The sequence below is a fragment of the Dyadobacter sp. CY343 genome, assembly GCF_021390335.1.
Lineage (GTDB): Bacteria > Bacteroidota > Bacteroidia > Cytophagales > Spirosomataceae > Dyadobacter.
This window is the reverse complement of record NZ_JAJUXK010000006.1, coordinates 133,973-146,499: the sequence shown is the minus strand read 5'-3', so window position 1 is coordinate 146,499 and position 12,527 is coordinate 133,973. Positions and strand designations below refer to the sequence as shown.

Below are 12,527 nucleotides of genomic sequence, written 5' to 3'. Positions count from 1 at the left end.
AGAAAATGAAGGCGTAGATTTCATTATTCAAATATCTCCCAGCGACTATGGATACCAAAACTGCCCAGGAACTTGCATTGCCGGTTGGTGTGACGCTCGATCGATTCATTATGCACAGTCAAAGTGCATTTCCCTACGCGACCGGCGAACTTTCACAACTTTTGCGGGATATTGCATTAGCTGGAAAGATCATCAACAGGGAAATTAACAGGGCGGGTCTGGTGGATATTGCTGGTGGAAATGGTACTGAAAATGTGCAGGGTGAAAATCAGCAGAAGCTCGATATAGTGGCGAATATCCGTTTTATAAGAGCTTTGAAAAATGGAGGGGAGGTTTGTGCGATCCTCTCGGAGGAAGATGAGGATATTATTCATACAGGAAATAACCATGGGAAATATGTGGTAGCGATGGACCCGCTCGACGGCTCTTCCAATATCGACGTCAATGTGTCGATCGGTACCATATTCTCGATTTACAGAAGGGTAACCCCGATTAACGGACCAGCTTCGATCGACGATTTTTTGCAGGGCGGCCGCAAACAGGTTGCCGCAGGTTATATTTTGTACGGATCTTCAACGATGCTCGTTTACTCCACCGGAGACGGAGTGAATGGATTTACGTTTGATCACTCGCTAGGTGAATTTATTTTATCACACAAAAACATTTGCTCACCGGCGAAAGGCAGTATTTATTCGGTTAATGAAGGACATTTTCATAGTTACCCTGCATTTGTCCAGAACTATATTGGTCAGTGCAAAGTGAAAAATCTTAGTGCGCGTTACATCGGTTCGCTTGTGGGAGATTTTCACAGAAACCTGCTCAAAGGAGGCATTTACCTTTATCCCTCTACCAAAAAAGATCCGAAAGGAAAGCTGCGGCTGCTCTACGAATGCTATCCACTCGCATTTATTATAGAACAATCGGGCGGGAAAGCGAGCGACGGATTTGGCTGCATTCTCGACATTATACCCACTTCATTTCACCAGAGATCCCCCGTTTATATTGGTTCCATAGAAATGGTTGATGCAGTAGTAAAAGCCTGAAAGCCCGCTACTGTATTAGTTTTCGTAACTTTGCGCGATGCAGACTACGCAAAACACTTTCGAGCAATTCAAGCTCAACCGTCAATTACTGAATGCAATTGAAGAAGCAGGTTATACAGAACCGACCCCTATTCAGGAGCAGGCGATCCCGCTTGCATTGGCTGGACAGGATATATTAGGCATTGCCCAAACCGGAACAGGAAAAACGGCAGCTTACTCCTTGCCACTATTAATGCGCATTAAATATGCACAGGGCGAACATCCGCGTGCGCTGATTATGGCACCTACCCGGGAGCTCGCTATGCAGATTTCTGAGGCTATCACGCAATTGGCCAAGTATACAGATATCCGCACAGTCGTATTGTACGGCGGTGTGGGGCCAAAAACGCAAATCGAGAATTTGCGCAAAGGCGTCGATATTATTGTGGCCACGCCGGGCAGGTTTATGGACCTGTATTTTCAGGAAGAGATCGTGGTGAAGCATTTGAATGTGATGGTGCTCGACGAGGCGGACAAAATGATGGATATGGGCTTTATGCCGCAGATCCGGAAGCTCCTTGAAATCATACCGACTAAGAGACAGAATATGCTTTTTTCGGCTACATTCTCGGAAAAGGTAGAGCGGCTGTCGCACGAGTTCCTTGAATTTCCTACGCGAATTGAAGTTACTCCGCAGGCTACCACCGCCGAAATGGTCTCTCAGACTTTATATGAAGTCCCCAATTTTCGTACAAAAATCAATCTGCTAACCTATTTCCTGCAAACCCGCGAGGATTTTAACCGGGTTTTGATATTCACGAGAAGCAGAGAAGTTGCCGGGCTTGTTCACGATAATCTGCTCAATAGGGTAGTCCGTGAAAGTGAATTGAAGGTAATACATGCAAATAAAGGTCAGAACACGCGGATCAATGCGATGGAAGCATTTCGGGCCGGCTCAGTGCGCGTTTTGGTGGCGACAGATGTGGTGGCCAGGGGGATTGATATTACAGAAGTGAGCCACGTGATCAACTTCGATGTGCCGCTTATCTACGAAGATTACGTGCACCGGATCGGTCGGACGGGCAGGGCCAACAAGATCGGCGAGGCGATCACTTTTATGACGATGGCGGATGAGTATCATATTCGCAAAATCGAGAAAATCATACGGATGGAGATCCCGAGGGAAGAGCTGCCGGAGGAACTTGAAATAGCGTCAACACCGGCTCCTGAGCGGCAGGATATGCTTCGGGAGATCGATAATCAGAAGCGGAAAGAGGATCCTACGTTTCTTGGCGCATTCCACGAGAAGAAGAAAACTTTCCATAACAGCCCGAAAGCAACTGGCCGTGGAGTCTCAAAACGCAAAGGTTCTGGCGGGCGAAGTAAACGGAAATAATGCAATACATTCTAAATAAATCCGTTTAACTTGGACAATAGAAAACCTGTTTCTCTATTTAAGTTACATATGAAAGAATCTGTTTTTGTTTGGCTTGCGGTGTTAATACCTGTATTCGGCCTGGCTCAAAACACGCAACTTGCGAGCGCCGCGCACAGCTCGGATACGAATGCAGCTCAAAAAAAACCATTAGAATTAAAGGAAAGACGCGTACTTCCATTGTTCGGAGAAGTTAGTAAAACCTCTGAGCAAATCGACGAAGAGATTAAATTCCTGAGTGAATGCGACAAGTCTTTTTCCAGCCGCCCCGAGGCCAGCAGCTTTTTCACTGCCCGTGCCTGGGAATATCTCCAGGAAGGTTCGTTGGACACTGCCTGCTACCGTTTTAATCTTGCGCACCTTTTGAATGACAAAAATGTCGAAGCCTATTGGGGTTTGGGCGTAGTGTCCTATCAAAGGGAAAACTGGGTGGATGCAAAGCGAATGCTTAGCAAAGGAATCAGTTTGCAGGGCGACAATGTGCCGCTGCTCGTTGACTTATCGACCGTCGATCTGAAATTATATGCGATCACAAGCCGAAAGGAAGAACTGGACGAAGCCGGAGAATTGCTGAAACACGCGATGACGATCGATTCAACGTACGCTCTGGGTCAATATAACCTGTCGCTGCTCCATTATAACCTGAATGAGCTCGACAAAGCTTGGGAGTATCTGCACAAAGGCCGCGTTTTAGATCTGTCTCAAATGAATTTTGAATTTGTAGAGCTATTGAAAGCCAAGTTGCCGGATCCGCAAGGGTTCTTTAAGTAGCTTTAATTCAGGTATCAATATATTAAAAAGCCTTCTCCAATGCGGGGGAAGGCTTTTTTAATGTTCAAGAACTCAATTCTGGTCCTCAACTTTTACTTAAAAAAGAAACCGGTAGGAGCTACATTCACTTTAATAGAATCCACAAGCGTACCGTCGGCGCGGTAGCGTACTGCGTATCCTGCCTGCGCATAAGATGGGGTAACTCCTGCGTAGATCAATCCTTGCGACGGATCAACCGCCAATCCTGTGAATACGCGTTTGATCAACGGGGTCGCCAGGCTGATCTGGGTATCTGCAATCCCGAATTTGTAGGTTTCGCCGTGCGCCACAAAGTTGGCATCATAATAGGATAGGTTATAAACCACAGATTTCAAATCCGACGTAAATGCAAAATGACCTGCGAATTTCCTGCTGTCAGCACTAATCGTAAGCGTATTTTCAACTGCATAACTGGCCGGATCAATGCGTACTGCTTTCAATCCTGCGCCTACCCATAATTTCCCGTTTGCATCGAGACCGATCGGCGTAACTGAACCGTCGAGCACGATTGGTTTCGCGATGGTTTCGGTCGCTGCGTCAATAACAGTCAGTGTTTTTCCACCACCATCAGACACTGTTCCTACAAACAATTTGCCGCTTGCAAATACCATGTTTTCAGGGCCGCTGGCGATGTTTATTTTTTTGGTTACCTTTTTTGTATTCAGGTCAATAATTGCGATATAACCGGTTGCATAGGTGTAATCCGCATTGCTTCCCCAGCAGGAAACATACGCTTTATTGCCTGCTACCACTACTTCGCGCGGGTTTTCGATATCCGGCGCGCCAATTGTTCCCTGACGTTGAAAGGTATTGCTGTTGACAAATTCAACTTTGTCCATTCCCGCATTTGCATTGTCGACAAGGATCACGCCTTGCTCGCCGATTGCCGCATAACCCTGCACGCCGCCGGTTAATGCCGAGCCGTTTACTTTTGAAAATATGTCCGGATCAGCTGTGGTTTGCTCCCGTGTGAAGAAGGATACTGCGCCGTTATTCTGGAAAAAATTGCCTTCGTTCAACACGAAAACGCCAGCTGTATAATCGCCTTTTGGTTCGGGGTCGCTTTGCTCACAGGACGAGACCAGCACGGAAAATGCTGCGAAGAATAGAAGTCCCGATAATTGTTTTTTCATCTTAATTGAATTTATGTAAAAAGTAATAATGCGAAATCGCTCGTTTAATTTTCCAGGATCGGAAGCCTTTTCGGACCTTTCCGAAACGCAGCTACCATATTAATAGCGAAGCTTCTTCCGGGCATTGCGTTGTTTTGGGTATTGAGATAAAAGGTATTCGAAACATTATTAATCTGCCCCTGAACCCGCAAATATACCGCAGATAACGGAATCGTTACCTCCCCGATCAGGTGTACCAATGCATATTCTTTCAGAAACGTAGAATTGTCGAAAGTAATGTAACGCTTACCAACAGACTGAACCTGAGCAGTTAATCTCATATTTTTGTATTGAAAAAAAGTATTCAAACCCGCACTGTGAAGTGGTACAAAACGCAATTGTTTTCCAATCACATCCACCGAATAGGCGTCGTAAGCTTTTTCCTGTACACTTTTATTCCATGCATAATTGAAGTTCAGGCCGGACTTTGCAGCGCCGAAATCCCGTCGCCAGCTGAGTTGCAGTTCAAGTCCGCGGGCGAGTACCTGCTGCAAATTCTCGACCCGGTAATTTTTCGTCGGATTCCAGTAAGTCCAGTCTTTCACGCGATTATGGTAACCCGTGATGGAAGCTGTAAAAACGTCCCCAAATGTGCTTTTTAAACTTTGCTCTAAACCAATCTCCTTATTCCAGCCACTTTCGGGTTTAATATCCGGATTACCCAGAACTGCCCAGTAGCGTTCATTCAGTGTGGGCACGCGGTAGCTTCTGGCCAGAGAGCCTTTCAGTTTTAGTTGATAAGAATTTCTTTGAAATAGCTGATATTCAGATCCTATTGAAGGCGTAAACGGTGGATTGTATCCGGTAACCAATGCTTGTCTCAGATTAAGAGAAACCACGAGCCGCCGGTTGGCCTGCCAGCGAGTGAGCAGGAAAATATCCGCGCGATCTTCGGTGATAAGAGGTTTTTCATAGCCCGCCACACTGGTGCGGTAATGCGTCCATTCGGCCCCGGCCTTTATATATATATTGCTTCCCAGATTATTCAAATTCCAAGTGAAATCCTGCTCGGCGCGCGTGGAAAACTTGTCTGTAACCGCGTGATCAACATTCTCAAAATCACCTTTTGCATAGTCAATCACGTCGCGGACCCACGCAGTCCGTAAGGTCAGATCGCGAATGCGGTAACGCAACATGGTCCGGTAAGCTTCCGTAAGTGTGAGCTCGCGGCCGACCAGATTTGCGGGCGACGTGACTAGTTTATTACCAGTAAGCCACACGTGTGCGGAAATTTCCTGGTCATTTTTGGAAGTCAGAAATATATCCTGTATCAATCCTTTTTGATCGGCCTCCGCCGGCAGCAATGCATATTCCCTTCTTTCCCGGTAAGGAAAATGGTTGTTCATCCGATTGAAATAGCCGCTCGTTTTTCCCGAAATGCTCCATTTTTCATTTAAAACCGAATGATACCTGGCGGCTAATTGCATCTGGTAATTGTCAAAACTTTCGATCTGGCCTGCTACGGAAGCTTCGTTTGTCTGATTTTGGGGAATGCTGCTCAAAAGAATACTCCCGCCAACCGCATCCGTACCCACAATACTTGAAGCCGAACCAAACTGGACCGACATTGCATCGAATCCTGCGACGGGAATGGTCGAGAAATCGGTTTGTCCCAGGATCGGGGAATTGATATTCAAACCGTTCCACAGAACAGCCGTGTGATTTGCGGAGGTACCCCGAAAAAAAGCTGTCGTCAGTTGTCCTGGCCCATATTTATTGAATGCGATAGGCGTAAAAACGGACAGTAGTTCGCTGATATTCTGGAACTTGTAAGTGTAAAGAATAGCCGAGTCGATCTGTTGTATTTTTAAACCGCTCATGAATTTTTCGGGAACAAAACCTTTGATATTGACCGGTTCCAGCGAAACAGAGTCAGTTTGCGCATAACTATTTCCTGACAAAAGCGCACCCGCTGTCAAGGTAACAAACAATACAAACTTTTGATAAACAGTCACTTAGATACTCCTCACGATAGCTAACCGCCTTTTTGCTTTTCCTCCGAAAGCATTCAGATCTAATTGTTCTGGCAGGTCTCCTGGCTCGTCTTTTGTTCCTGCGCCTTCCCGTTTTTACACAGTGGCTTTGAAGATCAGGTCAATATAGCAGACTTACAGTTGCGGGGACAGCTTCCGGTTTTGACGGAATTCCCTATTAAGCCACAAAAGCAATTTTGAAATCGCTGCGGGCACCAAACGCTGGCAAAGGTAGCTATTCGCATTCATTTAATTATGGGTCGCGTTATCGCTTATCTTTGCCCAAAATGTAATTTGTTGACTTCGAAACCTGAAATTCTCCCGGCTGACGCTCCCCTCAAAGGCATTTACCTGATGCTCGGCGCGGCTTTTTTCTTTGCGCTCACTTCTGCGATTTCGAAGTGGCTGGGCCGTGAATTTCATATTGTACAGCTGGTATTTTTCAGAAATATCGTTGGCGTGGTCTTCGTGGCGACGAGTATCTGGAAACGACCGCTGATCCAGGAGGGCGGGAAGCTGGGGCTGCTTATTTTTCGCGGGGTAGTGGGTACGCTGTCGCTTTATATGCTTTTTTATGCGATTCAAACGCTGGGATTAGGCCGGGCGTCGACTTACCAATACACTTACCCGATTTTTTTGGCGCTGTTTTCCTGGCTGCTCATTGGCGAAACTTTGAATCCGCGCGAGTGGCTTGCGATTTTTATTGGCTTTGCGGGAATTCTCTTCGTATTCCGGCCCGATCTTTCGATTTCACTCCGCGACAACGCTCTGGGGCTAGGTAATGCGCTGCTCACAGCCGTTTCCTATTTGTCCATCCGCCAGCTTGGACTTGTGTACGATACGCGGGCGATCATTTTGTCTTTTATGCTGAGCGGAATTGTCATGCCGGTCATATCCATGCTGGTAGGAACTTACTATCCAATGGAGAACCTGGACTTTCTGATCGGCACTTTTAAATGGCCTGACAATGCATTTCAATGGCTGGGTTTTCTGGCTTTGGGATTGACTGCATTAATGGGTCAGAAAATGCTTACCCAATCTTTTACCCACGATAAAGCGGGTAGGGTGGCGGCAATCGGTTACTCCAATATATTGTTTTCGGTTTTGATCGGATTTTTAATGGGTGAATCTTTCCCGTCCGTTTCCATGTTGATTGGTATGCTGCTAATTGTTGGCGGAGGTATTTTAATATCCTTCGCGAAGCAAAAACAAAAGGTGGCTGTGAAATAGTGAATTTATTTTGCTCACTTTCAATTTATTAGTAAGTTGGCCAAATAGTGTGAACTGTTTTTTGTTAGCAGATCAAAATAAAATAGCATGAAAAACTTCATCACAAGTACCATTCTTTTCGTAGTTGTTATATTGACTTCGACTGGTTTTAAGTCTGATTCCCTAACGCGTAATGCCGATCAGATCAATTGGATCACGATCGAAGAAGCTTACGAAAAGATCAAAAAAGAGCCCAAGAAGGTGATGATTGATTTGTATACCGACTGGTGCGGCTGGTGCAAGGTAATGGATAGGGAAACTTTTAAAAATAAGGCTATCGTCGAATATGTCAACGCAAATTACTACGCGGTGAAGCTCGATGCGGAGCAAAAGAAGACGATCATTTTAGGCGATAAAAAATTCGAATTCCTTCCGCAGGGCGCAAAAGGTATTAATCAAATTGCACTGGCGCTCACGAATAATCAGCCCAGCTATCCAACAACGGTCTTCCTCGACGATCAATTCAATATGATCCAGCCCCTTCCCGGCTACATGAAACCCAAAGAATTCCATGAAGTAATCACTTTTTTCGGGGAGGATTTTTACAAAAAAGAAGACTTCGAAAACTACAAGGCCAAGACGTATAAAGAGAAGTACCGGGCGAAGTAAAGCTTTAAACCGTTTCCCCTTCCTGCATCCGCTCAGCATTTTCTGCGATACGCAGTCTTTCGATAAATTCGGCAATATCTCCTTCCATTACCGCAGGGAGATTGTAAACCGTGTACCCGATCCGGTGGTCCGTAATGCGGCTTTGGGGATAGTTATAAGTGCGTATTTTGTCGGACCGGTCGCCGCTCCCTACCATTGATTTCCGCTGCGAACTGATTGCATCATTATGCTCTTTCAGCTTGATCTCATACAACCTTGAACGCAAAACGCTCAATGCACGATCCTTGTTTTTGAGCTGCGAACGTTCATCCTGGCAACTCACAACCAAACCCGACGGAATGTGGGTAAGTCGAACCGCAGAATAAGTAGTGTTAACAGATTGTCCACCCGCACCCGACGATTGAAAAGTATCAACCCTCACATCGTTCATATTGATCTGCACATCCACTTCTTCCGCCTCAGGCAATACCGCCACCGACGCTGCTGAGGTATGGATACGTCCCTGCGATTCAGTCTGCGGAACACGCTGAACCCGGTGCACACCCGATTCAAACTTCATTTTTCCATACACATCCTCGCCTTCTACTTTGCAGATAATCTCTTTGTAGCCGCCGTTGGAGCCTTCGGTAAAATCCATAATAGACGAGCGCCAGCCCATCTTTTCGAAAAAACGCTGGTACATACGGAATAGGTCTCCTGCGAAAATAGCCGCTTCGTCACCGCCGGTACCCCCGCGAACTTCCAGGATAATATTTCTGCTGTCATTCGGGTCTTTTGGAATAAGTAACTCCTTGATAGCCTGTTCAACTGCTTCCAATTTAGGAGTCAGGTCATCCAATTCCTCCTTGGCCATATCGCGTAATTCTTCGTCCTTTTCAGTCGCGATCAGCTCTTTGTTGCCGGCAATATCCTTTTGCAGTTTCAGATAAAGCTCATAATGCTCCACGATCCTCCCGAGATCTTTATATTCTTTACTTATTTTGGAATAACGGGCAGAATCCGAGACGATTTCCGGCTGAATTATTTGTTGGGAAACCTCATCAAAGCGTTCTTTTATGGCTTCTAACTTATCGATCATCTTTATTGAATATCTTTGGCAAACTACATTTGGGGCACGAAGATACGCATTTTAGATGTAATGAAAGTTGAGCCGCGGATCCCGTGTCGTAGTACTTTATTGTTTCGCTTTTAAAAGTTTCAGATCAATATGAAAAAGGGATTTTGTATTCTAATAGTCGCACTGGCGCTTTATGGCTGTGATTCCAGCGGGCGCGTGGAGCAAACGAAGGCACTTACAAATGAAATTAAGGCGTCGCAGATCAAGCGGGTAACCAATACGCAACTCGTTTATTCGGCCAATGAATGGGGTAAAAAAATATCCCAGATTGCCGAAAAATCATTGAAAGCGGAGATTGAAAAGAACCCTGAGAGCGGAAAGAAATTTTGTAATACATTGGATGAAATTCCGGTGATAGCTGCATTGCAAAAAGAATACGGCGTGCAGGTAGAACTATTGGGCGAAGGTGATTTGAAAAGCAGCAGGCTGGCCCCGAAAGAGCAGGAGCTTTTGGACGCATATTTGTTCAGTGCGAAAAGTAAGACAGCGGCAGGCGATAATTTGCAGCAGCTCGGCGATTCCATGCTGGTATATAATGCACCGGTGCCCGTGGAGAGTATTATCTGTAAAACCTGCACGCAGAATGCAGAAGTGCCATTTTCAGTCTGGCGGTTATTGTTCAATAAAAAGGATATTATCCGTAAACTGGATGCAAAACAGTTGAAAAAGTAGTTTTTGGTTTTAAATATCAGAACTAATGCAAAAAATAGCGTCGAGGCAGTTTTTGGCTGCACTATTCATTTTCCTGTGCTGCCTGGGCTGTGGCCGCGACGACAGACCGAACTTTACGCTCGTTTTTCAGTCCGACTTCGGGTTGAAAGATGGAGCAGTGTCAGCGATGAAAGGCGTGGCTTCGGGTGTTTCAAAAGATATCCGGATTTATGATGTAACCCACGAAATACCTGCATATAACATCTGGGAAGCAGCTTACAGACTCGTGCAAACCGCTCCGTACTGGCCAGTCGGTACAGTTTTTGTTTCAGTGGTTGATCCCGGCGTAGGTACCAAACGAAAATCTGTCGTTTTGCTCACCGAGTCCGGCCATTACTTTGTGACTCCTGATAATGGAACACTCACTTTAGTGGCTGAGCAAATGGGCATTAAAGAGGTGCGTGAGATCGATGAAGTAAATAATCGCAGAAAGAATTCCAATGAGTCTTATACTTTTCACGGCCGCGACGTATATGCATTCACCGGCGCCCGACTTGCTTCCCGGGCAATTTCATTTGAAGAGGTAGGTCCAAAGCTACCGGCGAAGGTTGACACTTTGCCTTATCAAAGAGCCGCTTTCAAGGATGGAAAAGTTTTTGGCAGTATCCCCATTCTGGATGTTCAATACGGAAATGTTTGGACTAATATTGATAAAAAGCTCTTCGAAAACTTGCACATAAAAATGGGCGAGGCTGTTACCGTGACGATATCAAAAGGGGATTCCAGTGTTTTCCAGGGAAGAGTTCGCTATGTAAATACATTTGGCGATGTGCCGAAGGGAGAACCGGCGGGCTACTTTAATAGCCTGCTCCAATTCTCTCTTGGCATTAATATGGGTAGCTTTTCCGAAAAGAAAGGTGTCGGAAGTGGGAATAACTGGAATATTATATTGAGTAAATAGCTGAGATGGATTATTTCCCGGAAGCGTGGTAGATCTCGTACCAATCTTCACGACTGAGTTTAATTTCCGACGCGCTCGCCGCATTTCTGATCCGGGATTCTGACAAGGAACCAATAATTGGGAGTGTGCCCAATTTCATCAGCCAGGCTACCGCAGTCTGTTCGATGTTAGCATTGTATTTCCGCCCTACCTCTTCCAGTTTGGTTCTCAAACGCACTACTTTTTCGTCTGTCCCGTTCAATATCTTACCCCCTGCGAGCGGCGCCCAGGCAAGTGGTTTGCTGAAACTTTGCTTGATAAAATCAATACGACCGTCCTCGATAGCCGAAGTGTTCATTAGGTTCAGCTCAATATGATTGGTCACGATCGGGATCCGAAGATAGGAGGCCAGTAATTGATGCTGAAAAACAGTAAAGTTCGCGACACCAATATGCCGTGCCTTACCTGACTTCACAACCTCCGCGAGCGCCATTGCAGTTTCTTCGGGGTCGGACAGAAAATCACTTTGATGCAAAAGGAAAATATCGAGATAATCGGTCCTCAGCCTTTTTAGCGAACTATTGATGCTATTGACAATATGGTCACGCGAAGTATCGAAATAGGTCAGATACTTGTTAGGAGTTTGCCTTACGCCGCATTTGCTGAACAAAACAATATCCTCGCGTTTAAAGGATTTATTGTGAATGATCTTGCCAAAATGCTCTTCAATGCTTCCGTCTCCATAAATATCGGCATGGTCAAAAGTATTAATCCCCAGTTCAAGACAGAGATTGACTGTTTTTTCGATCTGCGAAGTAGTCGCAATCCCTTCATCCGTCCATCTCCAAAAACCATAAATCGCTTCTGAAACCTTTGGTCCTGAGTCACTGAGGCTTACTTTTTTCATTCCAATGAATATTTGATTCGGTGCAAAAATATTTATTTCTCCAATCGTTTATCCTTCACGATCAGATAAAAATCATTTTCAAGTTCAAGATAACCGTAGTCATAAACGAAATAATAGACGCTTCCTTTCAGCGTAGTCCGGATACTTGTGATCAGATTGAAATCAAAACCTTTCCCTATCAATGCACTTTTGGTAGTCTTTGATTTATCCTCCGGGCAAAGATCTTCAAGTATCCTGCGGTTTTTTCGCAGCTGATTGTTCATGTTTCTGACCACATTGTAAGAGTCAGAGTTCAGCCGGTTATTGTAGCTGTTCCGGCACATATCTGAGCAGAACTTCTTGTCTACTCTACCCATTAATGGTTTTTCGCATTCCAGGCAGTTCTTCATTTCTGACTATTTGATTCAAGTCCGCTTCCGGACTTTACAGTGTGCATACCTCTACTGGCGCAATATAGTAAAATTCGCATCAGACCTACAAAGCCCCTTTTCCGTTTGCAAACGGCTGCAAATGTTTTTATATGCTTATAAATGATTAATAACCGAATCATTTTTTGCTCTCGCCACACATTTGCATTGTCGTTCAGACAAACGGTATTGTCAAATTACATTTTAAACATTAA

At 45.3% G+C, this 12,527-nt stretch carries 12 protein-coding genes and 1 riboswitch; of the genes, 7 read left to right on the top strand and 5 right to left on the bottom strand.

Annotated features, from left to right (window positions below; all coding sequences use genetic code 11):
- Positions 1-47: 47 nt before the first annotated feature.
- The 3 genes from fbp (at position 48) to LZG94_RS20425 (ending at position 3,228) form a co-directional block, all read left to right on the top strand.
- Positions 48-1,043, top strand: a complete 996-nt coding sequence (gene fbp / locus LZG94_RS20435) for a class 1 fructose-bisphosphatase (protein ID WP_233793642.1) — start codon at positions 48-50, stop codon at positions 1,041-1,043.
- Positions 1,044-1,080: 37 nt separating this feature from the next.
- On the top strand, positions 1,081-2,418 hold the full coding sequence (locus LZG94_RS20430; RefSeq protein WP_215234959.1) for a DEAD/DEAH box helicase: 1,338 nt from the start codon (positions 1,081-1,083) through the stop codon (positions 2,416-2,418).
- Positions 2,419-2,487: 69 nt separating this feature from the next.
- Entirely contained in the window at positions 2,488-3,228 is a 741-nt protein-coding gene (locus tag LZG94_RS20425; protein WP_215234958.1) for a M48 family metallopeptidase, read from the top strand.
- 92 nt (positions 3,229-3,320) lie between these two features.
- Here LZG94_RS20425 and LZG94_RS20420 read toward each other — a convergent pair whose 3' ends face one another.
- Positions 3,321-4,400 carry a DUF5074 domain-containing protein gene (locus tag LZG94_RS20420; protein WP_233793641.1) on the bottom strand — a complete coding sequence of 360 codons (1,080 nt, stop codon included), beginning with the start codon at positions 4,398-4,400 and terminating at the stop codon, positions 3,321-3,323.
- A gap of 44 nt (positions 4,401-4,444) precedes the next feature.
- Complete coding sequence (locus LZG94_RS20415; RefSeq protein ID WP_233793640.1) at positions 4,445-6,370, bottom strand: TonB-dependent siderophore receptor; 1,926 nt, start codon at positions 6,368-6,370, stop codon at positions 4,445-4,447.
- Between the two features lie 76 nt (positions 6,371-6,446).
- Positions 6,447-6,647: riboswitch (cobalamin riboswitch) on the bottom strand.
- Between the two features lie 62 nt (positions 6,648-6,709).
- Here LZG94_RS20415 and LZG94_RS20410 point away from each other — a divergent pair.
- Both LZG94_RS20410 and LZG94_RS20405 read left to right on the top strand, forming a co-directional pair.
- Positions 6,710-7,642 (top strand): DMT family transporter, encoded by a 933-nt coding sequence (locus LZG94_RS20410; protein ID WP_233793639.1) that lies wholly within the window; start codon positions 6,710-6,712, stop codon positions 7,640-7,642.
- Between the two features lie 87 nt (positions 7,643-7,729).
- Positions 7,730-8,290 (top strand): DUF255 domain-containing protein, encoded by a 561-nt coding sequence (locus tag LZG94_RS20405; RefSeq protein ID WP_233793638.1) that lies wholly within the window; start codon positions 7,730-7,732, stop codon positions 8,288-8,290.
- Between the two features lie 4 nt (positions 8,291-8,294).
- Here the strand turns inward: LZG94_RS20405 and prfA are convergent, their stop codons facing one another.
- Complete coding sequence (gene prfA, locus LZG94_RS20400) at positions 8,295-9,368, bottom strand: peptide chain release factor 1 (protein ID WP_215234954.1); 1,074 nt, start codon at positions 9,366-9,368, stop codon at positions 8,295-8,297.
- Positions 9,369-9,497: 129 nt separating this feature from the next.
- On the opposite strand from prfA, the gene LZG94_RS20395 reads away from it, so the two are divergent.
- On the top strand, positions 9,498-10,079 hold the full coding sequence (locus LZG94_RS20395; protein WP_233793637.1) for a hypothetical protein: 582 nt from the start codon (positions 9,498-9,500) through the stop codon (positions 10,077-10,079).
- Positions 10,080-10,104: 25 nt separating this feature from the next.
- Positions 10,105-11,019: an S-adenosyl-l-methionine hydroxide adenosyltransferase family protein gene (locus tag LZG94_RS20390; RefSeq protein ID WP_233793636.1), complete on the top strand. Its 915-nt coding sequence runs from the start codon at positions 10,105-10,107 to the stop codon at positions 11,017-11,019.
- A gap of 10 nt (positions 11,020-11,029) precedes the next feature.
- On the opposite strand, the gene LZG94_RS20385 is transcribed toward LZG94_RS20390, so the two are convergent.
- The gene (locus LZG94_RS20385; RefSeq protein ID WP_233793635.1) at positions 11,030-11,905 is read right to left on the bottom strand and encodes an aldo/keto reductase family oxidoreductase; all 876 of its coding nucleotides are present in this window, start codon (positions 11,903-11,905) and stop codon (positions 11,030-11,032) included.
- Positions 11,906-11,937: 32 nt separating this feature from the next.
- Complete coding sequence (locus LZG94_RS20380) at positions 11,938-12,294, bottom strand: hypothetical protein (protein ID WP_215234950.1); 357 nt, start codon at positions 12,292-12,294, stop codon at positions 11,938-11,940.
- Positions 12,295-12,527: the final 233 nt, after the last annotated feature.

Coding starts and splice junctions, on each gene's coding strand:
- fbp (WP_233793642.1), top strand. CDS start 48: ATGGATACCAAAACTGCCCAGGAACTTGCATTGCCGGTTGGTGTGACG.
- LZG94_RS20430 (WP_215234959.1), top strand. CDS start 1,081: ATGCAGACTACGCAAAACACTTTCGAGCAATTCAAGCTCAACCGTCAA.
- LZG94_RS20425 (WP_215234958.1), top strand. CDS start 2,488: ATGAAAGAATCTGTTTTTGTTTGGCTTGCGGTGTTAATACCTGTATTC.
- LZG94_RS20420 (WP_233793641.1), bottom strand. CDS start 4,400: ATGAAAAAACAATTATCGGGACTTCTATTCTTCGCAGCATTTTCCGTG.
- LZG94_RS20405 (WP_233793638.1), top strand. CDS start 7,730: ATGAAAAACTTCATCACAAGTACCATTCTTTTCGTAGTTGTTATATTG.
- prfA (WP_215234954.1), bottom strand. CDS start 9,368: ATGATCGATAAGTTAGAAGCCATAAAAGAACGCTTTGATGAGGTTTCC.
- LZG94_RS20395 (WP_233793637.1), top strand. CDS start 9,498: ATGAAAAAGGGATTTTGTATTCTAATAGTCGCACTGGCGCTTTATGGC.
- LZG94_RS20390 (WP_233793636.1), top strand. CDS start 10,105: ATGCAAAAAATAGCGTCGAGGCAGTTTTTGGCTGCACTATTCATTTTC.
- LZG94_RS20385 (WP_233793635.1), bottom strand. CDS start 11,905: ATGAAAAAAGTAAGCCTCAGTGACTCAGGACCAAAGGTTTCAGAAGCG.
- LZG94_RS20380 (WP_215234950.1), bottom strand. CDS start 12,294: ATGAAGAACTGCCTGGAATGCGAAAAACCATTAATGGGTAGAGTAGAC.